The 22581-nt window shown below is 59.5% G+C and carries 19 protein-coding genes and 1 tRNA gene; 15 read left to right on the top strand and 5 right to left on the bottom strand.

Annotation, left to right across the window (positions count from 1 at the left end):
* Positions 1-16: 16 nt before the first annotated feature.
* Positions 17-250: a hypothetical protein gene (locus DA915_RS16785; protein ID WP_107676663.1), complete on the bottom strand. Its 234-nt coding sequence runs from the start codon at positions 248-250 to the stop codon at positions 17-19.
* A 134-nt stretch (positions 251-384) separates the two neighbouring features.
* Between DA915_RS16785 and DA915_RS16780 the strand changes: the two genes are divergently transcribed.
* The 4 genes from DA915_RS16780 (at position 385) to DA915_RS16765 (ending at position 5172) form a co-directional block, all read left to right on the top strand.
* The gene (locus DA915_RS16780) at positions 385-774 is read left to right on the top strand and encodes an acyl-CoA thioesterase (protein WP_003506036.1); all 390 of its coding nucleotides are present in this window, start codon (positions 385-387) and stop codon (positions 772-774) included.
* A 168-nt stretch (positions 775-942) separates the two neighbouring features.
* On the top strand, positions 943-3186 hold the full coding sequence (locus DA915_RS16775; protein ID WP_107676662.1) for a polysaccharide deacetylase family protein: 2244 nt from the start codon (positions 943-945) through the stop codon (positions 3184-3186).
* Positions 3187-3419: 233 nt separating this feature from the next.
* Complete coding sequence (locus DA915_RS16770) at positions 3420-4460, top strand: four-carbon acid sugar kinase family protein (RefSeq protein WP_107676727.1); 1041 nt, start codon at positions 3420-3422, stop codon at positions 4458-4460.
* 4 nt (positions 4461-4464) lie between these two features.
* Positions 4465-5172, top strand: coding sequence for a FadR/GntR family transcriptional regulator (locus DA915_RS16765; RefSeq protein ID WP_003506041.1), 708 nt, complete (start codon positions 4465-4467; stop codon positions 5170-5172).
* Between the two features lie 46 nt (positions 5173-5218).
* Here the strand turns inward: DA915_RS16765 and DA915_RS16760 are convergent, their stop codons facing one another.
* The 4 genes from DA915_RS16760 to DA915_RS28965 all read right to left on the bottom strand — a co-directional run bounded on the left by DA915_RS16760 (position 5219) and on the right by DA915_RS28965 (position 8780).
* Complete coding sequence (locus tag DA915_RS16760; protein ID WP_107676661.1) at positions 5219-6346, bottom strand: iron-containing alcohol dehydrogenase; 1128 nt, start codon at positions 6344-6346, stop codon at positions 5219-5221.
* The gene (gene pdxA / locus DA915_RS16755) at positions 6343-7299 is read right to left on the bottom strand and encodes a 4-hydroxythreonine-4-phosphate dehydrogenase PdxA (RefSeq protein ID WP_107676660.1); all 957 of its coding nucleotides are present in this window, start codon (positions 7297-7299) and stop codon (positions 6343-6345) included. Before pdxA ends, DA915_RS16760 begins: the two co-directional genes overlap by 4 nt.
* Positions 7296-8492, bottom strand: a complete 1197-nt coding sequence (locus tag DA915_RS16750; protein ID WP_003506046.1) for an exo-alpha-sialidase — start codon at positions 8490-8492, stop codon at positions 7296-7298. The genes pdxA and DA915_RS16750 overlap by 4 nt, the downstream gene beginning before the upstream one ends.
* Positions 8493-8615: 123 nt before the next feature.
* The gene (locus DA915_RS28965; protein ID WP_174014772.1) at positions 8616-8780 is read right to left on the bottom strand and encodes a hypothetical protein; all 165 of its coding nucleotides are present in this window, start codon (positions 8778-8780) and stop codon (positions 8616-8618) included.
* A 33-nt stretch (positions 8781-8813) separates the two neighbouring features.
* On the opposite strand from DA915_RS28965, the gene DA915_RS16745 reads away from it, so the two are divergent.
* The 11 genes from DA915_RS16745 (at position 8814) to DA915_RS29290 (ending at position 22579) form a co-directional block, all read left to right on the top strand.
* Positions 8814-10322 carry an ABC transporter substrate-binding protein gene (locus DA915_RS16745; RefSeq protein WP_107676659.1) on the top strand — a complete coding sequence of 503 codons (1509 nt, stop codon included), beginning with the start codon at positions 8814-8816 and terminating at the stop codon, positions 10320-10322.
* A gap of 76 nt (positions 10323-10398) precedes the next feature.
* Positions 10399-11313: an ABC transporter permease gene (locus DA915_RS16740; protein ID WP_003506052.1), complete on the top strand. Its 915-nt coding sequence runs from the start codon at positions 10399-10401 to the stop codon at positions 11311-11313.
* Between the two features lie 15 nt (positions 11314-11328).
* Positions 11329-12252 (top strand): ABC transporter permease, encoded by a 924-nt coding sequence (locus tag DA915_RS16735; protein WP_060726971.1) that lies wholly within the window; start codon positions 11329-11331, stop codon positions 12250-12252.
* Entirely contained in the window at positions 12245-13888 is a 1644-nt protein-coding gene (locus tag DA915_RS16730; protein ID WP_107676658.1) for an ABC transporter ATP-binding protein, read from the top strand. The genes DA915_RS16735 and DA915_RS16730 overlap by 8 nt, the downstream gene beginning before the upstream one ends.
* Positions 13885-14766: a dihydrodipicolinate synthase family protein gene (locus tag DA915_RS16725; protein ID WP_107676657.1), complete on the top strand. Its 882-nt coding sequence runs from the start codon at positions 13885-13887 to the stop codon at positions 14764-14766. Before DA915_RS16730 ends, DA915_RS16725 begins: the two co-directional genes overlap by 4 nt.
* Before the next feature lie 197 nt (positions 14767-14963).
* A tRNA-Ser gene (locus DA915_RS16720) sits at positions 14964-15053 on the top strand.
* A gap of 377 nt (positions 15054-15430) precedes the next feature.
* Complete coding sequence (locus tag DA915_RS16715; RefSeq protein WP_107676656.1) at positions 15431-17017, top strand: hypothetical protein; 1587 nt, start codon at positions 15431-15433, stop codon at positions 17015-17017.
* 237 nt (positions 17018-17254) lie between these two features.
* Complete coding sequence (locus DA915_RS16710; RefSeq protein ID WP_107676655.1) at positions 17255-18400, top strand: hypothetical protein; 1146 nt, start codon at positions 17255-17257, stop codon at positions 18398-18400.
* Positions 18401-18700: 300 nt separating this feature from the next.
* Positions 18701-18982, top strand: a complete 282-nt coding sequence (locus DA915_RS16705) for a hypothetical protein (RefSeq protein WP_107676654.1) — start codon at positions 18701-18703, stop codon at positions 18980-18982.
* A 6-nt stretch (positions 18983-18988) separates the two neighbouring features.
* Positions 18989-20299 carry a hypothetical protein gene (locus DA915_RS16700; RefSeq protein ID WP_107676653.1) on the top strand — a complete coding sequence of 437 codons (1311 nt, stop codon included), beginning with the start codon at positions 18989-18991 and terminating at the stop codon, positions 20297-20299.
* Between the two features lie 477 nt (positions 20300-20776).
* Positions 20777-22579: a site-specific DNA-methyltransferase gene (locus tag DA915_RS29290; RefSeq protein WP_107676726.1), complete on the top strand. Its 1803-nt coding sequence runs from the start codon at positions 20777-20779 to the stop codon at positions 22577-22579.
* Positions 22580-22581: the final 2 nt, after the last annotated feature.

The following is a 22581-nucleotide window of genomic DNA, read 5'->3' as shown; positions in this document are numbered from 1 at the left end:
GTCTGATGGGAGCGGATCAGAGCCGCAAATGCCAGCTGTCTGAAGCGAGCCGTTGCTGTTTGACGAGACTTATCGCGGCTTCCGGCTCCACCTGCGAGCGCAGGGCAATTGTGCCTGTTGCCAGGCTGATGGCCACGACGCTTGCGACCGCCAGGACGATACGGTCGTAGCGCTGCTGTATTGTGTTGTTTCCACTCCAGTCATAGGCCATTTGCACGCCCTCGCGTTTTTTGGAATCGTGCCCCATCATGGTTAACCGAAGCTTACGATCACTCTGTGATTCCTTGCTGTTTTGGAGGGGCTGCCGCGAAAAATCGGCTATTGGCGGATGGAGCGCGGTTGTTTAAGTCCGGCAGCGGGAGGTTTGTGAAAGGATTTTGAGACATGGACCAGCAACCGCCCGCCGACATGGAACTCACGCTCAGAACGCTTGCAATGCCTGCCGACGCCAACCCGGCCGGTGATATTTTCGGTGGTTGGGTCATGTCGCAGATGGACCTTGCCGCTTTCGTTCGAGCCAATGATGTGGCCGGCGGCCGCACTGTCACCGTGGCAGTTAATGAGATCGTCTTCAAAAAGCCAGTCAAGATCGGCGATACATTGTGCGTCTATACCAGGATCGAAAAGATCGGCCGCACCTCCGTCACGCTCAAGATCGAAGCCTGGACCCGCAGGCATTATCAGGATTCACGCGAAAAGGTGACGGAGGCCGTCTTCATCATGGTCGCGGTGGATGACAATGGCGAGCCGCGCCCCGTTCGCAAAGAGGCATGAAGGTCGTCGTCTTTTCAAAGCAACGCCAAAGCGACTGCCAAAGGAATAAAGAGCACAGGCGCTTTGGCCTTCGCGCCATTCGATATCTCTCCGCTCAATACTTTCGAAATATCCAATTTATTTATCAATTTTTGCGATCAAGATATGGAATAGGACGGGGATCAGGCTTTGACCATTCCAGGTGTTGTTATTGTCGGCGGCGCTCACGGCACGCTTGCCCTTGCGCGCAGCCTCGGCGTCCTGAATGTGCCCGTCTATTATCTCACCCACGATTCCCCCTTGCCGGGCTGGTCGCGCTTCGTGCGGGAAACAATTCGCTGGGCTGGCCCGCATGATGCCGGGGCGATCGTGTTCCTGCGTCAAATGGCCGAGAAGCACGGTTTGAGGGGCTGTCTGCTGGTGCCGTCCGGCGATGGCGAGGTCCAGCTCATTTCGCAGCACCGTGAGGCGCTTTCCGCTCTTTACAAAATCGTTCTGCCGGATTGGGCGGCTCTGCAATGGCTGTGTGAAAAACCGCTGCTTTACAAGCGCGCGGCGGAGCTTGGCGTCAGCATTCCCCGGACCTATGCATTGACATCGGACGCCGACATCGATGCGCTGGATGTGATGTTTCCCGTCATTCTCAAGCCCAACATGGGGGGCGGTGATACCACGATTGCCCGGGCGAAAGTGATCCGGGCGGATGATCGCCAGGCGCTGAAGACCGCTTTCGCCGATGCGAGTGGAGAGATCGGCGCTGGCAATGTCGTTGTGCAGGAACTCATTCCCGGCGGCGGAGAAAGCCAGTTTTCCTACGCGGCACTGTGGCTCAATGGAGAGCCGGTGGCCGAATTCACGGCCCGGCGCGCCCGGCAATATCCCGTCGATTTCGGTTATACCAGCACCCGTGTCGAGGTTGTCGATAACGGGCAAGCGATCGATGCGGCCCGAAAAATGCTGAAATCCGCGGGCCATAGCGGGCTTGTCGAGGTCGAGTTCAAGCTCGACGGCCGGGATGGCGAGTTGAAACTTCTCGATGTCAATCCGCGCCCATGGTCGTGGTTCGGCCTCTGTTCGGCCGCAGGCGTCGATCTTGGTGCTTTGCTGTGGCGGGTCGCGAATGACGAACAGACTGGCCAGCCCGTCAGCGCGCGGCAGGGCGTTTCCTGGTCTTATCTTGTCCGCGATACCGTTGCGGCTTTCACCCTGGCCCGGAGGGGTCAGACGAGGATTGGAGACTATTTCGCCTCTTTGGGCAAAATCCGCAGCTGGGCCTCTTTCGCGCTGAACGATCCCTTGCCGGGCCTGATCGATCTGCCATTGACGGTCTTGCGGGTCATAAAAAAACGCATCCTTCCCGGTCTGGCGTCAGGGCAATCGAAAACGGGATTTTTACCGCCGCTCAAACGCCTCGGAAAATATGGGGCCATAAGGGCGGGGCTGGAAGTGAGTTCTTTCCCGCCTGTCCGGTCGGCGTTTCCGTCCTTGGCGGGGCGTGGTGTGATTTTTACACTTCACCATGTGCGCCCGGGCAGGGCTGTTTCGGCCTTTGCACCGAACGTTCAATTGTCAGTTACGCCGCAATTTCTGGAAGAGGCGATACAGGCCGCGCTCGAATGTGGCCTCGTTCCGGTCCATCTGCACGATCTGCCGGCTCTGCTTGCCGATAACCACGAAGGTCGGTCGTTCTGCGCCTTCACGCTTGATGATGGCTATCGCAACAATGCCGATCATGCAGCGCTGATCTTCCGCAAATATGCCGTGCCTTACACGATTTTCATCACGCCGGGTTTTGTCGAGCGAACACGCAGCCTTTGGTGGGAAACCGCCGCTGCCCTGACGCAGAAGGCCGCGTCTTTCGAATTCGATTTCGGGGCGGGGCCGGTGCAGGTGGCATGCGCCAACCCTTCGCAGAAAGCGGAGGCATTCACGCGGCTTGAAGATTTCGTCCAGAACTTTTCGGAAGACGAGGCGGTGGAAAGAATCGACCGTGCCGCGAGGCAACATGGCGTCGATCCCATCGCGATCGTGGACGAACTCGTCATGGATACGGATGAGCTCAGGACGCTGTCGGAAGATCCTCTGGTTCATTTTGGTGCCCATACCATGACGCATGTGAATATGCGCAAGGTCGATGCGGCGCGCCTGGCTTATGAGATCGCAGAATCGGCACGCCGGGTGGAAGCCTATACCGGCCATCGGCCACGGTCCTTTTCCTATCCCTATGGCTGGGTAAGGGCGGTGGGAGAACGCGAAGCGAAAGCCGTTCACGACGCAGGATTTTCTGCGGCCGTGACCACGCAGGCCGGCGTTATTGGTCCCCACAGCCTCGAAAAGCCGACGCAGTTGCCGCGGGTATCGCTGAACGGACGCTTTCAGAAAAAACGTTTTGTCAAAGCGCTCATCTCGGGCCTGCCCTTCCGGTTCATCTAGCAACCTCGGCGGTTTGTCATCTTTGCCCCGTCCAGCCATGTGTGGCTGCGGTCCGCGTTTGACATCCCCTGCCACTATTTCCGAATTCTGCCGTCGCTCTGCGGGCCTCTTCGCAGCCGTTTGGTCAATTCGAAATGGCGTGTTACAATTTTTGTTATTCACATCCCATTATCTATTGATTATAAATCAATTTATCGACGTAAAACATTACAACTTTTATGAAGGCTTCGTTCGTGCTGCTGATTTTTGCCGATGATCTGACCGGAGCGCTCGACGCCGCCGCCCCCTTTGCCGGGCGCGGGCTGGCGACCGAGGTTGCGATCGGGCTTGACGGTGTGCGTGCAGCGCTCGCGGATGCGCCTGCCGTCCTCAGCGTCAATCTCGGCTGTCGCGATGGCGAGGCGGATGAAGCCTGCCGCCGCACGCAGGAACTGTTGGCGCTGGTTCCGGCCGGTACAATTTTGTTCAAGAAGATCGATTCCCGCCTGAAGGGGCATATTGCAGCGGAAATGGATGCGATTTCCTATCGCCACGCGCTTGTCGCGCCCGCCATTCCGGACTTTGACCGTGTCGTTGTTGACGGAGCCGTTTCCGGCTTTGGCGTCGAAATTGCCATTCCTGTTTATGACAGACTGGGCGGACACGCCGGCCGCTGCACGATACCCGATACGCGATCGAAGGGCGATATCAGGGAAGCTCTCGCCGCCGCGCAGGCGGAGGGGGCCGATCTTCTGGTCGGCGCGCGTGGGCTTGCCGAGGCGCTGGCTGAGGCGATGACGGGCCAGACTGTCCCTGAGGCGGCGGCCGTTCCAGCCGGCAACGGGCTTTTTGTCATCGGGTCCCGCGATCCGATCACGGTGGAGCAGATTGACGTACTTGGGAGTGTTGGGCCTGTCTCGATCGTTGAGGCGCCGAATGGTATTGTGCCCAGTCATGCAGATGAGGGTGCCGGCCTGACGCTGGTTCAAGCAACGCAGGGTGCGGAAAATCTGTCGCCGCTTGCGGTTTCAGACCGGCTGGCGGAAGGCGTCGTGCCGCATTTTACCGCTAGGGCGGCAAGACTGCTGTTATCGGGGGGAGCCACGGCCGAAGCCGTGCTGCGGGCCATGGGCATTTCGCGCTTGCGTCTTGCCGGGGAATGCCTGCCGGGTCTCGGCGTCGGCTGGTCCGGAGACCAATGCATCATTGCGAAGTCCGGCGGTTTTGGGCAAGCTGACACGTTGAAACGGATCGCGAAAATGATGCTTGGCGACAATGACGCTGGAGAGAGCTGACCAGATGGGGCTGATGAAAGAAACGGCGCGCAAGGCACTTCCGGACATTATTTTCGAGAGAATGCACCGGGCGATCAAATCCGGCGCCTACAAGCCGGATGAGCGGCTGCCGACCGAACATGAACTCGCCATGGAATTCGAAGTATCGCGACCGGTGGTGCGTGAAGCACTCCGGCGGCTGCGCGAGCAGGGTTTCATCTATTCCCGCAGAGGCTCCGGCAGCTATGTCAGGGCCTTTGGCCTGCGTGAACCGCTCGGCTTCGGGCAGCTCGAAAACGTTGCTGATCTTCTCAACTGTTACGAATTCAGGCTGACGCTGGAGCCGGCGGCGGCCGCAGCAGCGGCATTGCGGCACGATGGCGAAAGGCTTGCGGCGATCCGGAAGGCGCTCGAACTGATGCGGGACGCGACCAATCGACAGTCTCACCGCGAGGATGCCGATTATCAGTTCCACCTTGCCATCGCGCGAGCGGCGCGAAACAGTTATTTCTCCACCGCGATGGAAGCGCTGAAAGACCATATTGCAGTGGGAATGAAGTTCCACGGCATGTCGGTGAAGCGGGAGGCATCCGGTCTGACGCGTGTTTTTGCCGAGCATGAGGCAATCGCTAAGGCGATCGCCGATGGGGATGCAGAGGCGGCACGCCAGCTTATGCTCCAGCACCTGACCGGATCGCGTGACCGCCTGTTTGAGTCTTCGCATACGGATTAATCGGGCGGCAAAGGCCGATGCGCGTGTCCGCGCACCGGATTTTTGCTCAGAAGGCGTGGCGGTAAATACCGAGCACGTCCTCGACGCTCATGTCGACGGGATTGTTGTCCATCAGCCGACGGATGGCATGCGCATCCTCAGCGTAGCGGGGAAGATCGGCTTCAGTCGCGCCGTGCCGTGCGAGCGACATTTCGATGCCGAGCCCGGCACAGAAATCCGTTGCCGCCTTGCGCAGATCATCCGGCGAAAGATGTTCGCGAAGCCCGAGCGCTCCCGCCACTTCCGCCGTCTTCGCAGAAACCGCAGGCTGGTTGAAGGCCAGAACATGCGGGAAGACGATGGCGTTCGCCAGCCCGTGCGGCAGGTTGAGAAGCGTGCCGAGCGGATAGGCAATGGCGTGACCGGCCGCCGTATTGACCGGGCCGAGACAGATGCCGCCATAATAGGAAGCGAGCATCATGCCTTCTCGCGCTTCGGTATCCGCGCCATCGCGGACGGCGCGCGCCAGATATTTGCCCACCAGCGCAAAGCCCATGCGGGCGTAACCGTCGATCATCGGATGGGCCTTGCGGTTGGTGAAGGCTTCAACGCAATGGGCCATGGCATCCACCCCCGTTGCCGCCGTAACCGCTGATGGCACGGAATAGGTCAGTTCCGGATCGAGTACGGCGAAATCCGCAATCAGATAAGGGCTTTCGACCGCGATCTTGTTGCCTTTGACGGGATCTGTGATGAGCGAACGGATGCCAGCCTCCGAACCGGTGCCGGCGGTGGTGGCGATCTGCACCAACCGCGTGTCGCGCCCGACAACCCTGTTCGGCCCCGCCACATCCTCAAGCGTCTGACCGGAATTCCAGAGCGCCGCGACCAGTTTTGCCACATCCATCACCGAACCGCCGCCGAGGCCGATGACCAGATCCGGTTTGGCGGCGCGGGCCGCGGCAAGGGCGGCATCGAGCGTTGTGGTGTCCGGCTCGCCGGGAATGGCATCGAATATGGTGAAAGGATCTTGCAATTGCAGCCGGTCGGCAAATTTCGCCGTCAGCGGTGTGGCGATAATAAGGGTCGAGGTGGTTTTTCCCGCCCAGGCGCCGACCTGTGAAATGGTGCCTGCGCCAACGGCGAGCCGGCGTGGCTGGTGGATGAGAATGGGAGCTGTAGACATGGTACTCATCCCTTCGGTTCTTTGCCCGCCACGAGCTTGCGCGCATAGGCAATGGCCGCATTCATGTTGCCGTGATTGGCGATGCCTTTGCCGGCGATATCGAAAGCCGTGCCGTGATCGACGGAGGTGCGGTCTATCGGCAGATCGACGGAAACGTTGACGGCGGTATCGAAAGCAACAAGCTTGATCGGGATATGGCCCTGATCGTGATATTGGGCGACGACAAGATCGAAAGCGCCGGAATAAGCCCGGTGGAATACGGTGTCGGCGGAAATAGGCCCCTGCACCTCGATGCCTTCGGCGCGGGCGGCGGCGACCGCCGGTGCGATCTGGTCGTCATCCTCAGTGCCGAACAGCCCGTTTTCACCACAATGCGGATTGATGCCGGCAACCGCGATGCGCGGCCGCTCGTAACCGATGCGCTTCAGATGCGCGTTGCCGGCGCGGATGGTCGCCAGTACCCGCTCCGTCGTTGCCCGGCGAATGGCCTCCTGCAGGGAAACATGGGTCGAGACGTGAATGACTTTCAGCCGTTCCGAGGCGAGGAGCATATAGGCGGCCGAGGAACCGGTGAGGCTGCGCAACATGCCGGTGTGCCCATCATAATGGTGGCCGGCGAGATTCAAGGCTTCCTTGTTGATCGGCGCGGTGACGATGCAGCCGATTGCGCCCGCTTCGGCATCGCGAACCGCCTTTTCGATGAAACGGAAAGCGGCGTCTCCAGCCACCGGCGACAATGTACCCCAGGGCAGCGGCGCGCCTTCCACGGGCAGGTCGACGACATGCTGAGAGAGATCGATATCAACGCCAAGCGCATCCCGCGCCGCTTCCAGCGTGGCGAGATTTCCGTAAATCCGCGTCGCCGCGCGATCCGGCGCGGACATGTCCGCCAGCGCCCGCACCGTGATTTCTGGGCCGACGCCGCAGGGGTCGCCCATGGTGATGCCAATGATATTGCTCATCTTTGTCTCCCGTCGTTCTCGTCAGCCCAGCCGGGCGCCAGCCGGACATATTTGATTGCGCGGCGATGATAGGTGTAGCTCGCATGCAGCGTACCGTCCGGCGCTTCCAGAAGCCATGGATAGGACATTTCCTGATTGCGGCCATCCGTCGAATCGTTCGACAGGCAGGTGCCCGGCCCGTCTTCGATCAGAATCCGGGTGGCAAAACTGCGCCCGTCATCATTGGAGAGGCAGATCGAAACCGGCGCGCGCGGCACGCCCCAGACCGGCACACAGCCACCGCTCGGATCGGCATCCGGCCTGTCGTCTTCCTCTCCCAGCTCGTCATAAAGCGAGGCGCGGCGATCGCTCGACTGCGCGGCGTTGATGGGGTTGCAGATCATTGCCAGCCTGCCATCGCCGAGCCTGATCACGGCAATGGAGGAATTATTGTTTGGCACATCGGTCGGCTGCGGCTTTGACCATGAGCGGCCGCCATCGGCGCTTTCCGTGCGGTAAACGAAATCGGCCTGACGACGGCGGAAGAAGGCGGCGTAGTGGCCATTGGTCACCGCGACCGGGCTCATATGCACACACCCGGTCGATTTCTGTAATTCCTGCAATTGCCAAGTCGCGCCATTATCTGTGGATATGCCGAGCGCCGCCGTATCGTGGCTGCCGTTCCATTTCTGGCCGGGACGCTGGACGCAGCGGAAGATTGGCAGCAGCCATGCGCCGTCATCGCGAATACGCAGCGGCGCGCGGATGAAGCAGCCCTGCGGGAGATCGAGAAACCGTCCTTCCTCGGAGGCAAGCTTTTCCGGTGCTGTCGGGTCGCGTGTGACCCGCGCCATGCGAATGCGGCACTCATCCTGGTTGCCGGAGGGCTGGGCTGTGTGAAACAGCCAGAGAACGCCATCCGGCGCGGTGAAAAGAACCGGGTTCTGTTCGGAATGGGCGGGGTCATGGCTCAGGCGCTGCGGTGGCCCCCAATGGGTTGAGCCAGGTGTCAGCACGGATGCGAAGATCGAAATATCCGATTTTCCCTCCAATGTGCCGCCAAACCAGGCGCAGAGCAGGGTGCCGTCATCCAGAAGGTGCAGGAAGCTCGCATGGTTCTGGATCATGGGTGATGGCAGGAATGCTTCCTGCCGGTTTTCCGACGCGGCATGCATGGCTCCGGTCATGGCGTGAGCAATGTCATCAGGGGTCATCGTGGTCTCCTCTTGTCCTGATGAAAATGGCATATTCAAAAAGTTGTCAAGTTTATTTGATAAAAAAAGACGGGCAGTTGGTTTTGGTTTAAGAAATTAACTAGATGTTTTTAAATGATAAAATCAAGAGATTTGACCTGAATAAAAACTGCTTTTGAAAAATAAATTGACAAAAAATTCGATAACGTCGATGCTCTGTTTACGGGTGGAGGAGACGATCATCCGCACGCCATGCTCCTCTATGCAGGAGACGGGGCTTTTAGAACGTCCCTTGCGGTGCGCCGCCATGTTGCTGAATTTCTGATCTGGGAGGAGAACGGAATGAAGAAGTCATTGATTGCGGGCGCCCTTGTCTTGGGTTCCCTCAGCGCCGCGGTTGCGCCGGCGCTTGCGGCATCGGGGCCGATCAAGATCGTGCTGGCGGAAGAGGCGGACCTGCTTGAGCCCTGCATGGCCACCCGCTCAAATATCGGCCGTATCATCATGGAAAATGTCAGCGAGACGCTGACCGAGCTCGATGTGCGCGGCAAGAAAGGCATTCAGCCGCGCCTTGCCGAGAAGTGGGAGCAGAATGCCGACGGAAGCTGGCGTTTCCACCTGCGTGAAGGCGTGAAGTTTTCCGACGGCACGGCATTTGACGCCAAGGATGTGAAGCACAGCTTCGAACGCATCATGAGCGACAAGAACGCCTGCGAGTCCCGCCGTTATTTCGGTGGTATGACCGTGACCCCGTCGATCGTCGACGACCACACGATCGACTTCAAGACCGAACCGGCGCAGCCCATTCTGCCGTTGTTGATGTCGCTCGTTACCATCGTTCCCGAAGAAACCAAGATGGAGTTCATTCGCGAACCTGTGGGCACCGGGCCCTACAAGCTGACCAACTGGACACCGGGCCAGCAGATTGTGCTCACCGCACGCGACGATTATTGGGGCTCCAAACCGCAGGTGACGGAAGCGACCTATCTTTTCCGCGCCGATCCTTCGGTTCGCGCCGCCATGGTGCAGACCGGCGAAGCCGATCTTTCGCCTTCCATTTCCCAGCTCGACGCCACCAATGCGAAGACCGACTTTTCCTATCTCGACAGCGAGACGGTCTATATGCGTCTCGATCACAATATAGCGCCGCTGAACGATGTGCGGGTGCGCCGCGCGCTCAACCTTGCCATCGACCGGCAGGCCTTCCTCGGTACGCTGGTTCCGGAAGGTGCCGTGCTGGCCACCGCGCTCGTTCCGCCGACCACGCTTGGCTGGAACCCTGACGTCAAGGTCTTCCCTTATGACCCCGATGGCGCAAAGAAGCTGCTCGAGGAAGCCAAGGCTGCCGGCGTCAAGGTGGATACGCCGATCACCATCATCGCGCGCACCGCGAATTTCCCTAATGTCACCGAGATCATGGAGGCGATCCAGCAGCAATTGCAGGAAGTCGGCTTCAAGATAGACCTGAAATTCGTGGAAGTGGCCGAGCACGAAAGCTATTATTCCAAGCCCTTCAAGGAAGGCCGCGGTCCGCAGATTGTCGCCGCCATGCACGACAATTCAAAGGGCGACCCGTCCTTCACCATGTTCTTCAAATATGCCACCAAGGGCACGCAGTCCGGCTTCTCGGACAAGAAGGTGGATGATCTGATCGAACGTGCATCCGCAGCCGTGGGTGACGAACGCGCCAAGCTCTGGTCGGAACTCATCGCTTATCTGCACGACGACGTGGTGGCTGATGTGCTGCTGTTCCACATGGTCGGCTTCTCCCGCGTCTCGGAACGGCTGGACTTCAAGCCCACCATTGCAACGAACTCGATGCTGCAGCTTTCGGAAATTGGCATCAAATAAGACCCCGTGTCTTGTCAATTGAGAAGCGGCGGCGCAGCGAAAGCTACGCCGCCGCATTGAAAAACCGGAGGCAACCATGCTGAGCTTCATCCGAAAACGTTCCGTTGCGAGCCTGATCTCCCTGATCGGCCTCATCGTTATGGTTTTCTTCTTGTCCCGCTTGACCGGGGACCCGGCCGCGCTGTTTCTGCCGGTGGAGGCTTCGGAGGAGTTGAAGCAGCAGTTTCGGGCGCTGCACGGGCTGAATGATCCGCTGATGGTGCAGTTTCTGCGTTATGCGGGCGATGTGATGACGGGGGATCTGGGAGAATCGCTCAGAAAAGCCCGCCCGGCACTGGATGTTGTGCTGGAGGCTTTCGTCTGGACGCTGTGGCTTGCGGTCATCACCATGTCGCTGGTCACAACCGCCGCAATCGTCGTGGGTTCGCTTGCGGCTTTCCGCTCCGGTGGCTTCTTCGACCGTATGGCCTCGAGCATCTCGCTCATCGGTGCATCCGTGCCGGATTTCTGGCTGGCGATTGTGGCGATCGTGGTTTTTTCCGTCAATCTCGCCTGGCTGCCCACGTCAGGCACGGGCTCCGTGCTGCACTGGATATTGCCGATCGCGGTCCTGTTCGTGCGCCCCTTCGGTATTATCGTGCAAGTGGTGCGCGGCTCGATGATCGGTGCGCTGTCTTCGGCCTATGTCAAGACAGCGCGCGCCAAGGGCGTGAAATCGGGTCCCATCATCTTCATTCACGCCTTGCGAAACGCCATGCTGCCTGTCATCACCGTCATTGGCGACCAGGCGGCAAGCCTTCTCAACGGTGCGGTCATCGTCGAAACCATCTTCGGCTTTCCCGGTGTCGGCAAGCTGATGATCGATTCCATTCTTCAGCGCGATTTCAACGTCGTTTTGGCCGCCATTCTCGTGACCGCGCTGGCGATCTTCCTGATGAATCTTCTGATCGATATCGCCTATGCGCTCCTCGATCCGCGTATCCGGCACTGAGGAGGCCCTTCAGCCATGAGCCTTTCCAACGCCGACACCGAGATCATAGCCGAACCCTCCTTCGCAACGCGCATGCTGCGCATGTTGTGGGCGGATAAATTCGCGCTCTGTGCCGCGATCTTCCTTATCATCGTCGTTATCCTCGCTTTTGTCGGCCCGGCATGGCTCGGTGATCTCGCGACGAAACAGAACCTGCGCGGACGCAATCTCGCCCCGTTCGACTGGCAGCGCGAGTGGTATTTCTGGCTGGGGGCGGACGCGCTCGGCCGTTCGCTTCTCGCGCGCATCGTCGCCGCCACGCAAAATACGATGATGATTGCGGCCGGCGCAGTGCTTCTTTCCGCCATAACTGGCACCGTGCTCGGCCTGATTGCCGGTTTTTCCTCAAACCGTGTCGGCCAGATCATCATGCGGCTCGCGGATGTGATCATGTCGTTCCCGTCGCTCTTGATCGCGGTCATCGTGCTTTATCTGCTCGGCTCCTCCATCCTCAACCTGATGCTGGTTCTCGCCATCACCCGCATTCCCGTTTACATCCGCACCACGAGGGCGGAGGTTTTGGAAGTGCGCGAACGCATGTTCGTGCAGGCAGCGCGCGTGATGGGCGCATCGGGCAAACGCATTCTGTTCCGCCACATATTGCCCGTGGTGCTGCCAACACTGACGACTCTTGCGACACTCGATTTTGCCTATGTGATGCTGGCGGAAAGCGCGTTGTCTTTTCTCGGCATTGGCATTCAGCCGCCGGAAATCACCTGGGGCCTGATGATTTCGCAGGGGCGGCAATATCTCACCAATGCCTGGTGGCTCTCTTTCTGGCCGGGGCTCGCCATCATCCTCACCACCCTGTCGCTCAACCTGCTTTCCAACTGGCTGCGCATCGCGCTTGATCCCGTGCAGCGCTGGCGGCTGGAAATGAAAGGCCGCAAACATGGCTAACCATCTTCTCGACGTGCGCAACCTTTCCGTGGAGTTCCACACCGCAAGCGGTATCGTCCATGCGGTGAAGGATGTCTCCTACCATATCGACCGCGGCGAAACGCTGGCTATCCTCGGCGAAAGCGGTTCGGGCAAGTCGGTATCATCGTCGGCCATCATGAACCTCATCGACATGCCGCCCGGGCATATCAGCAGCGGCCAGATACTGCTCGACGGTCAGGACCTTCTGACAATGCCGGTTGAAGCGCGCCGCGAGATTAACGGCCGGCGTATCGCCATGATCTTTCAGGACCCGCTCAGCCATCTCAATCCCGTCTATACCGTCGGCTGGCAGATACGCGAGGCGATGACCACCCATGGCATGGGCAAAGCGGAGGCCGAAGCGGAGGCGAGGCGGCTTGTCGCACGCGTCGGCATTCCCGATCCCGACGGTGCCCTGAAGAAATACCCGCATGAATTCTCCGGCGGCCAGCGTCAGCGCGTGATGATCGCCATGGCGCTTGCGCTTCGGCCTGATCTCCTGATCGCCGACGAGCCGACCACCGCGCTTGACGTGACGGTGCAGGCAGAAGTGCTTTCGCTGCTCAAGGAATTGCAGCGGGAGACCGGCATGGCCGTGCTCATCATCACCCATGATCTCGGCGTTGTCGCCGAAATCGCCGACCGGGTGGTGGTGATGGAAAAGGGCGTTCTGGTTGAGGCCGGCACGGTTCGTGAGGTCTATCGTAATCCGCAGCACCCCTATACCCGCAAGCTCATCAGCGCCGCACCCGGCAGAGGCGAAATGCACGAGCCGCAGGCGGCGGGCGAAGCGCTGCTCAGCGTGCGCGACGTGCGCAAGCGTTACGGCGCCTTCGAGGCGCTGAAGGGTGTTTCCTTCGATCTCATGGCCGGGGAAACCATTGCCGTTGTCGGCGAAAGCGGTTCTGGCAAATCGACGCTGGCGCGCATTCTCTTGCGGCTCGACGAGCCGGATGCGGGCAGTGCTTTGTGGAAGGGGCGGGACCTCTTCCAGCTCTCGCCTGCGGAACTCTTCGCGCTCAGGCGCGATCTGCAGATGGTGTTTCAGGACCCCACCCAGTCGCTCAATCCCCGAATGACGGTGTTCCAGCTTATTTCTGAAGCCTGGGTCATCCATCCCGATATATTACCCAAGGCGAAATGGCGCGAACGGGTCGCGGAATTGCTGCATCAGGTCGGCCTTTCGCCGGAACATATGCGCCGTTATCCGCATCAGTTCTCCGGCGGCCAGCGGCAGAGGATTGCCATTGCCCGTGCGCTGGCGCTGGAGCCGAAGCTCATCATCTGCGACGAGGCGGTCTCGGCGCTCGACGTTTCGGTTCAGGCGCAGGTTATTGCGCTTCTGGACAAGCTTCGCCGCGAGATGGGCCTTTCTTTCATCTTCATCGCTCATGACCTGCCCGTGGTCCGGGATTTTGCCGATCACGTCATGGTCATGCAGCGGGGAGAGGTGGTGGAGTTCGGCACGGTTCGGCAGGTTTTCGAGGCGCCGCGCGAAGCCTATACGCGTGCGCTCCTTTCGGCCAGCCTCGATCCCGACCCCGATATGCAGCCTACGCGTCGTCCGGCCGGTGCCGATCACACTATTGGAAATCCAAGCGGAGTTCTTTCATGACCAAACAAGCCTTCGTCGCGCTCGTCACCTGTTTCAACGAAGACGAAACCATCAATTACGAGGCGACACGCGCGCAGGTGCGCCACCAGGTGGCGGCCGGCAACAACATCATGTGCGCCGGTACCAATGGCGATTTCACCGCGCTGACGCATGAGGAAAAAATCCGGCTGACGGAAGAGGTGGTGGACGAAGTGGCAGGCCGCGCCCGGGTTATTGTCAATGCCGGCATGCCCGCCACTTACGAAACCCTGCAGCTCGCCGAGGCCTTCGACCGCATCGGCGTCGACGGTATCGCCGTCATCACACCCTTCTTCATCGCCTGTACGCAGGACGGGCTGATCCGCCATTTTTCGACGGTGGCCGACGCCGTTGAAACGCCGATCTATCTCTACGACATTCCCGCCCGAACCCAGAACCACATAGAGCCGGAAACCGCCCGCAAACTCGCGGCCCATGGCAATATCGCCGGTATCAAGGATTCCGGCGGTGCACAGCAGACGCTGGAGGCCTATCTTCAGGTGGCGAAGGAGATGCCCGGTTTCGAGGTCTATTCCGGCCCGGACCACCTCGTTCTCTGGTCATTGCAGAACGGTGCCGCAGGCTGCATTTCCGGCCTCGGCAACGCATTGCCGGATGTGCTCGCCGGCATTCTCAGTGCTTTCAACGCCGGTGACATCGCTGAGGCCGAACGCCAGCAGGCAATCTACGCGGACTTCCGCACTGATCTCTACGCACTCGGTTTCGCACCGGCCATGGTCAAACGCTCGCTTTATCTTCAGGACTCTTCTGTCGGTGCCAGCCGCCAACCGGCCCTTCTGCCGGATAAAGAGCAGGATGACAGAATCGTGGAAATCTTGCGGCGTTATCAACGGCTCTAACGCCGCTGCCGAATATGACGCGCACCGTCGCGGTTCGTGCGCGTCACGTCAAAATATCCGCCAAAAACAGCCGGAAGCCGAAGCATTTCCCTAGCCTCATCCATGACGAATAATTTGTGACACAAACACGAAATTCCCCTTGTCAGTCACGTCATTGATGTTTAAGAGGAGCGCGCAACGCAAGCGTTCGCGCATGCGGAGAGGTGGCAGAGTGGTCGAATGCACCGCACTCGAAATGCGGCATACCTGCAAGGGTATCGTGGGTTCGAATCCCACCCTCTCCGCCACTTTGATTTCACTCCCCGCCACTTATCCCGCAAATCCTTGGATTTTCACGTAAAGCCTCCGGTTGCCTGCGGCCTTACCGGGAGCAGAAAACATGCGGGTATCGCGCGGGGTACAGCCTGGGGTATCGCTGGAACGATCGAACGAAGGCACTGAAATCTCGACGCCGGGAAAGGCGCGCGGGCCGGGACCCTATCTTGTCAGATCAGGGTCCGTTTACATTTTCCAGATAAAGATCCCGAAGGACTTGGGAGGTGGACGTACTCCTCCTCCCGTTCGACTGAGTCTGGGGGCGTGTTCCCATCGGCGGGCAAGGCTGTTTGCCGATCTGTTGGCCGCACGAGCAAGACTGTTGTTCGATACGATGAGGATGCGACACATGAATGAACCCGGAAAGGGTGCAACGGATACCGACCCGGAGATGACTCCGGAGGCTTCCGCCGAAGCTCTCATCGAGATGCGCGGTGAACTGAAAGCCTACCTGCGGATCATCAATCAGCCCGATCCACCGCTCACCCCGGAGGAGTTGCAGAAGACTGCCGGAATACGCGATCTGGTCGGTTTGCATCGGGAGCTTCGAAAGCAGGAGGACGGCGAGCCGTATAGCGACCTGATCGTCAGCAATGCTCGATTGCTGGAGCAGACGGCTCTTGCCAAGCTAGGCCAGACCGCCCGCTCATCTGTTGCCCCCGCCGCCCTTGTTCATGAGCCTGCTGCCGTTCCACTTCAGCCTGTCATCGAGACGCCGCCGCAGGCGGCACGCGACAAGAGTGGCAAGTTGATTCCCGCTTTCAAGCTTGATCGCAGGACCGTGGCGCGTAAACCATCAAACCTGCCGCGCCTTGGCGAGATCATGGGCGAGTACCTTGAGAAGCGAAAGCTCAGGAGTGGTCCGAAGGGTGCCAAGGACATAAAGACGGCCCGCGCCAGGCTCGACGTCTTCATCGAACTGATCGGCGATCACCCCGTCGATACCTACAATCTCACTGATCTCCAAGCCTTCATCGACCTTATGCAGTTTTGGCCCGGAGACAACAATCTGCGTGATCCCACCATGTCTGCCATGCAGATCATTGACGGCAACCGTGACCTTCATCTGCAACCGCTGACCCTCAAGTCCCTTCAGGAAGGCTATGTCGCCGTCGTCAAGGCTGCCATCCGTTCCTTGATGACCGACGGAGAATATCCTGATCCCTTTCCGGGACCGAGACTCGTTTACCCCTCGACCGCTGCGGCAGCGGTGAAATCTGAGCCGCTGGCGACACGCAAGATCAGCCAGGTGTTCAGCACCGGGGTGGCTTCCGGGCTGATGGAGGACGTGATGCTGCCGTTGCTCGGCCATCTGACGGGTCGTCGCATCGGCCTTCTTATTCACCTGACGGGCAATGATTTCCGCGAGAAGTTCTCGGGTGTCTGGGTGGCGCAGCTCGCCAGCGTCAAGAAGATCGACGGTGTCTGGGTATCGACACCGCACAAGACCGAAGCAAGCACAAGTTACTTTGTTCTGCATCAGTTCCTGAGTGAGATCGGGTTTGTCGAATGGGCCGTCCGGCAGAAGGGTCGCTTCCTGTTCCCTAATCTGATGGGGCTTGCAGATCCCAGCAAGAGTGCATCCTCATACATGAACCGTTTGTTCGAGCGCGCCGGAATCAAGCAGAAGAAAAGGAAAGGCGAGGATGGAGAAGCTGGCGGCAGAGAGGTGTTCCATTCATTGCGTGGTGGCAACATCGACGATATGCGGGATGCGAAGATCGAGGGCCGCGCCAGGCGCATGCAGTCCGGTCATCAGGTCGGGAGTGACGAACACGACAACTACGGATTCATGAATCTGGGTGAGCGGCAGGCGCGGCAGATCGCTGAGCTTCCCCTTGATCCGGGAATCGACTTTTCTGTCTTCCGGGGGTTGGATTTCGATAGGATCGCCCGGAAGAAGCGGTTGTCAGGTCCGAAGCCCCGGAAGATGTAGCTCGGGTCGCTTGACCTTTGCTCGCCGACGATTGACCATTGAAAAGACCGCCATCATCGGGCTGGAACCCTCCGGCGGTCTTTTCAAGGTGTGTTCGAAAATGTTGAACGTCGGCGCTGAAATTGTAAAGACCCACAGTACGGGTCGGTGAGCCGGGGGCTGGTAGATAAGCCAGCCCGGACATCAGAACTTCACACCCTACAGCGTCAACAAATTTGGCCGGGAGATCGGGACAGGTTGCTCTGCCTCGATTGGTCGGTCGATGTCGATGAAATCGGCCAGCATGTTTCCATGCCAACCGCACGGTCGGCGAAGGCCGCGCACGTGCAGGCCGTCATTGTCGCCGATGCCATCATGTCGGCACGCCGCGAACCGCTCCGCCGCATCTCCTATTCCCGCCGCAAGGGGTGGTGGACGGAGAGCAGCCGATACCGGGGCCGTGAGTTCACCTATGACACCGTCGTGCCTGCCGTGGACGCCCTCATCGCTGCTGGAATCCTTGTCGACCATGATCTTCAGCCCGGAGGACGGGCGACCGGGATTCAGTCGAGCTATCGGCCCGCAGCCTGGCTTGCGGGTGCCAGCATGGTGAAACTTCGTCGGAGGCCGGGCGAACTGATCCGGCTGAAGGATTCAGCAGGTTCCCTCGTTGCCTACCGGGATACCGAACGGACGCATCGGGAGCGCAAGTTGGTGGAGAAGGTGAACCGCCTGATCGGAGAGGCGGACATTTCCCTGAATGCACCGGACGCCCATTTCGATGGCGACGTGATCCGGTTTGGGGAGCATTCGGTGTATCCGGACATGCTGTCCCTGTACCGGGTGTTCAATGGTGGCTGGACCCACGGAGGGCGCTTCTATGGGGGCTGGTGGCAGTCGGTGAAGTCGAAGGATCGGCAGCACTTCATTCTCGACGGCCAGCGCACGACGGAAGTCGATTATGAGCAGCTTCACCCGAGGCTGCTGTATGGGCTTGCCGGGGAGCACCTGGATGGCGATGCCTACACGCTTCCTGGTTGGGACAGGAAGCTGTGCAAGATCGCCTTCAATGTGCTCCTGAATGCTTCGGGCTATCATCAGGCACATGGCGCGCTGCTTCCTTACCTTGACGGCTGCGAAGTATCCGCCCGCGACCTGATCTACGACATGAAGAATCGGCATCCGAACGTGGCGCGTTATTTTCATAGCGGCATTGGGCTGCGATTGCAGAACGTGGATTCGGAGATGTGCCGCTTCGTCCTGGCGGAGATGTGCGTGAAGAAGGGGATCGTCGTACTGCCAGTCCATGACAGCTTCATCGTGCCGGAAACCGCAAAGGATGAACTGGTCGCGACGATGAAGGCGGCCTTCGAACGGGCATCGGCGCATATCGGAGATAAGTGAACGAAAACATATGGATGATGCGGTATTGGACTACAAACGCAAGTCCTCGCCGTCAGATGTGGTCGGCGGCCTGCCCCCGTGTGCCTGCCGATGTGGCCCGTGCTCCTCATCGGTGTGACGATGGCTACTTGCCGATCCCACGGCATGGTCCGGCTGAAGGCCTCCTCGAAGAGCCGATGCTTTGACTGGAAACCCTCAAGAGGTTGGGAGGGAAAAGCTTTAGTCGGTCACTAAATCTTCTTGTTCCCTGCTCCGCCGGCAGACACGATTCTTCCATGAACATCATTTGGGAGGATCGTGATGCAGAAATATGAGCGGCCGATGGTTCGGATGGAATGCGAAGGGCAAGCCGTCATCAGGTTCGGCGATGGGACAGTCATGAACATTCTCCCTCATTGCGAGGCCGTGCCGGACGTTCAAACCTCTGATAGCCGCTGGCTTTGTCTTGACTGCGCCGCATATCATCTAGGCGGCTGGGCCGATCCGGATGTAGAGCAGTGGGTTGTTCGACATCGCCGGGACATCGGCTTCGATCGTGATGAGGAAAGCAATGCTCAGGCCATCGCCTATCTGAACAGGTGACGGCGCATGGCCTTTCAATTCGTCCATCTCGAATCCTACGCGAGGAAGCCGGACACCAAGGGGCGTTCGACGGGATTCGTTCTGGCCGAAGCGCGCCGCGATCCTGCGGCGTCGATCCATGTCCCTGTTCCGGGAACGCCGATCGTCGTGTACGGGGTGAACCCGGAAGAGGTCGAGTCCTTGCATGATGCGGCTGCCGACGCAGCGCGCACAACACCGAAGGGCGGAAAGCCGCGTAAGATTCGCGTCGATCAGCACACCCTGCTGACGGTCGTCGCCAGCCATCCCCATACCGTGGATGAAGTCCATGCCGATCCTCGGAAGCGGTCCGAAGTCGATCGTTGGGAGGAACTCACGGTGGACTGGCTCCGGGAGCTGTATGGCGATGCTCTCGTCTCTGTTGTCCGGCATGAGGATGAAACCTACTGGCACCTTCACGCCTACATCTTGCCGCCATCGCAGGACCTAAAGGCAGCGGCGCTTCATCCGGGGCAAGCTGCCAAGACTGCGGTCATGCAAGCCCGTCCCGGTGCAGATGAGGATTCAAAGACTCTGAACCGCCGTGGTGACGCTGCCTACCGTGCCGCCATGCGCGCCTGGCAGGATTCATATTTCGAGACCGTGGCGGTGCAGTGCGGCCTGACCCGCCTTGGCCCCGCGCGACGTCGCCTGACGCGTGCCGAGTGGCAGGCCGAGAGGACGCAGGCGAACGCGCTGCGCGCCTCTCTCGATCGTGCCGACGCTATTCAAAGAAAGGTCGAATCCTTCGTCGCCTGCACGAAAACTGAAACTGAGACCCTGATGGCAACCGCCGTAGCAGATGCCGGAAAACTCCGAGCCGAAGCGGACGCCGCAAGAGCCGAATCCATGCGCCAGATGGGAGCCGCGAAGGAGGCGACCGCCGCCGCGCTGGTTGCGCAGGACCGAGCGGTTGCCGAACAGCGGCGCGCAAGGAGCATGATGGCGCGTGTCCGGACAGAGGCCGAACGGGTCCAGAAGGCAGCGGCAAGGATTCAACAGTTACCCGGCCTGCTGCGGACGTTCTGGGACGGCTTCCGGGTATCGAGGATCAGGGATCGAATCCGGCAGTCGGTGGATTCGGAAATGTCCCTGCTCCGGGATCAGGCAGCGGCGACAGCCGAACGTGCCAGTGCCGCCGACGCGGCGCGAAGAGCGGCGGAAGAGAAGCGCCGGACCATAGAGCAGAACCTTGCCGAAGTCGGCATCCAGCGCGACGCCGCCTGGCGGGAACTGGCCAAACTAAGGCTCCCGGAGACGCAGCCGTCTCCTTCCGGGCGACCGAGCCCAAGGCCGTGATTTTGGCCGGAAACGGTCTGTGTCAACAAATTGAAGGGCGGATTCAGGCCTGTACAGCGCGTTTGGCAGATGCTTCCGTATCCGAACCCATCCCGAAACGCAGTGAATCCAGTCTTGCCGCCGCCCCGGCTGCCGGCTGTTCTCACGACAAGGATTTGTCTATCCCCGTAACGAACGTTCGGCCCGATGTAGGACTTGTTCCGGGATCCCATGCGAGATGAGCATATCGGAGCGGTCAGCATCGCGCCGCCTTGGCGGGACCGCGGGCATTCGCCCATGCGGTGATCGGTTCCCGGTGGCAGCCACAGGAGCGGCAGTGAAGCGCCGCACACGCGGGACTGACTGCCCCCGACGTCGCATTCCGTGCCTCCTCCCAGAACACCATAGTGGACTGGCTCACCCTTCTCCCTTGCTTTTTGAGGCGGTAGGGATTCTAAGTGGGGCCTGATTTGATACGCGAATATGTTGGGGGCCACGATGACGGAGCTGAATTTCAAGGGCAAGGAATTCGTCTATAATCATCACCTCTCGGTTCCATTCCGTCCGCTGGAAATGCACGCCGAAAAGGGGATCGGCACGCCCCGGCTGGATGGCAACCTGATCATCCAGGGCGACAACCTGCATGCCCTGAAGGCCCTGCTGCCGATCTATGCTGGCAAGGTGGACTGCATCTTCATCGACCCTCCCTACAATACGGGCAATGAAGGCTGGGCCTACAACGATAACGTCAATTCGCCTATGATCAAGGAATGGCTTGCGTCCAATCCTATCGGGATCGATGACGGCCTGCGCCATGACAAATGGTGCGCGATGATGTGGCCCCGGTTGAGACTTCTTGAGGAGCTCCTCGCCGAAGACGGTAGCATCTGGATCACACTCGATGACAACGAAAGTCACAGAGGCAAGCTACTACTGGACGAGATATTCGGGGAGGACGCCTTTGTCGCCTCGATCGCTTGGCAAGCGCGGTATTCTGTATCGAACGACACAACGATTTCCAACTCTCATAACTACGTTCTTGTCTATTCAAAGGCGCCAGAAACATGGAAGCGTTTGAGAAATCAGCTTCCTCGGGATGAAGAGCAGGCGAAGCAGTATTCAAATGTCGACGGTGATACAGAGGGTCCGTGGAGAGCAATTCCATGGGATGCGCCGAACGTACGAGAGAACCTATCTTACCCGATCATTACCGAGAAAGGTTCTGTCAAGCTCCCCCCGCCGGGTAGATGCTGGTCAAGAGAGGAGAGCAAATGGCTGGAAATCGTAGCGCAAGGGCTCGCCTACTTCGGCAAAAGCGGCGACGGCGCCCCGTCGTACAAGCGGTACTTGAAGGATGCTGGAACTGTGGTTCCAACAACCTGGTGGCCTCACACGAATTCCGGTCACACCGATGAGGCAGCAAAAGAGCTTACGGCATTCAATCTCGGCGTGCCCTTCCAAACACCCAAGCCCGTCCGTCTGCTGGAAAAGATCCTCACTATTGCCTCCCGACCAGACAGCTTAATCCTTGATAGCTTCGCAGGATCCGGAACGACCGCCCACGCCTTGCTCAATCTTAACAAGCAAGATAGCGGCTGCCGTCGTTTCATACTCATCCAGATGGACGAAGGAGACGACGTCAACGCGGACACGCTGACGGCCGAGCGCGTGCGCCGCGTCATCAATGGATACAAGCTCAAGGGAACGCAGAAGACGGAGCTTCTCCGGGAGCGGATCAACTGGCGAACGCTGGAAAAGCCGAACGTGCTGACAGACAAGGTGCAGGCCATTGAGAACCTGCATGGACACGAGTTCGACCGGATCAAGAAGGAAATCAAGGATTCGGAACTGGTCGTGACGGGCGAGAAGGCCGTTGCCGAACGCGCCGAAGGACTCGGCGGTGAGTTCACCTATTGCACCTTGGGTCCGGCAGTGGAGCTGGACAAGATCCTGACAGGCGAAACTCTTCCAGACTTCGCGGCACTTGGATCAGTGCTGTTCCATACCGCCACCAACCATTCCTTTAATCCGGCGGCGGCGGATTTCGAGAAGGGCTATCTGGGTGCCAGCAGCGGCCAGCATGTCTGGCTGATCTACAGGCCGGATCTTGAATGGCTGAAATCTCCGGACGCGGCTCTGACGCTCTCGAATGCAAGGGAGTTCGCCGCTGCGTACCCGGAAGACAGACACCTCGTCTTCGCTCCCGCCCGCTACGTCTCCCAGAAACTGCTGGCTGAGGAAAACATTGCCGTCGAGTTCGTGCCGCTGCCCTTCGCGCTCTATCGTATTGAGCGGAGCTGACC

The organism is Agrobacterium sp. LAD9, assembly GCF_003031125.1.
Classification (GTDB): Bacteria; Pseudomonadota; Alphaproteobacteria; order Rhizobiales; family Rhizobiaceae; genus Agrobacterium; species Agrobacterium radiobacter.
The sequence above is the reverse complement of the archived record's forward strand: the minus strand, read 5'-3'. Positions and strand labels throughout refer to the sequence as shown.

What these genes read in the sequence shown, in the direction of transcription:
- DA915_RS16725 (WP_107676657.1), top strand. Translation starts at nt 13,885, where the DNA reads ATGACCAAACAAGCCTTCGTCGCGCTCGTCACCTGTTTCAACGAAGAC.
- DA915_RS16780 (WP_003506036.1), top strand. Translation starts at nt 385, where the DNA reads ATGGACCAGCAACCGCCCGCCGACATGGAACTCACGCTCAGAACGCTT.
- DA915_RS16765 (WP_003506041.1), top strand. Translation starts at nt 4,465, where the DNA reads ATGGGGCTGATGAAAGAAACGGCGCGCAAGGCACTTCCGGACATTATT.
- DA915_RS16715 (WP_107676656.1), top strand. Translation starts at nt 15,431, where the DNA reads ATGAATGAACCCGGAAAGGGTGCAACGGATACCGACCCGGAGATGACT.
- DA915_RS16730 (WP_107676658.1), top strand. Translation starts at nt 12,245, where the DNA reads ATGGCTAACCATCTTCTCGACGTGCGCAACCTTTCCGTGGAGTTCCAC.
- DA915_RS16705 (WP_107676654.1), top strand. Translation starts at nt 18,701, where the DNA reads ATGCAGAAATATGAGCGGCCGATGGTTCGGATGGAATGCGAAGGGCAA.
- DA915_RS16700 (WP_107676653.1), top strand. Translation starts at nt 18,989, where the DNA reads ATGGCCTTTCAATTCGTCCATCTCGAATCCTACGCGAGGAAGCCGGAC.
- DA915_RS16760 (WP_107676661.1), bottom strand. Translation starts at nt 6,346, where the DNA reads ATGAGTACCATGTCTACAGCTCCCATTCTCATCCACCAGCCACGCCGG.
- DA915_RS16785 (WP_107676663.1), bottom strand. Translation starts at nt 250, where the DNA reads ATGATGGGGCACGATTCCAAAAAACGCGAGGGCGTGCAAATGGCCTAT.
- pdxA (WP_107676660.1), bottom strand. Translation starts at nt 7,299, where the DNA reads ATGAGCAATATCATTGGCATCACCATGGGCGACCCCTGCGGCGTCGGC.
- DA915_RS16735 (WP_060726971.1), top strand. Translation starts at nt 11,329, where the DNA reads ATGAGCCTTTCCAACGCCGACACCGAGATCATAGCCGAACCCTCCTTC.
- DA915_RS16740 (WP_003506052.1), top strand. Translation starts at nt 10,399, where the DNA reads ATGCTGAGCTTCATCCGAAAACGTTCCGTTGCGAGCCTGATCTCCCTG.
- DA915_RS16750 (WP_003506046.1), bottom strand. Translation starts at nt 8,492, where the DNA reads ATGACCCCTGATGACATTGCTCACGCCATGACCGGAGCCATGCATGCC.
- DA915_RS29290 (WP_107676726.1), top strand. Translation starts at nt 20,777, where the DNA reads ATGACGGAGCTGAATTTCAAGGGCAAGGAATTCGTCTATAATCATCAC.
- DA915_RS28965 (WP_174014772.1), bottom strand. Translation starts at nt 8,780, where the DNA reads ATGGCGGCGCACCGCAAGGGACGTTCTAAAAGCCCCGTCTCCTGCATA.
- DA915_RS16745 (WP_107676659.1), top strand. Translation starts at nt 8,814, where the DNA reads ATGAAGAAGTCATTGATTGCGGGCGCCCTTGTCTTGGGTTCCCTCAGC.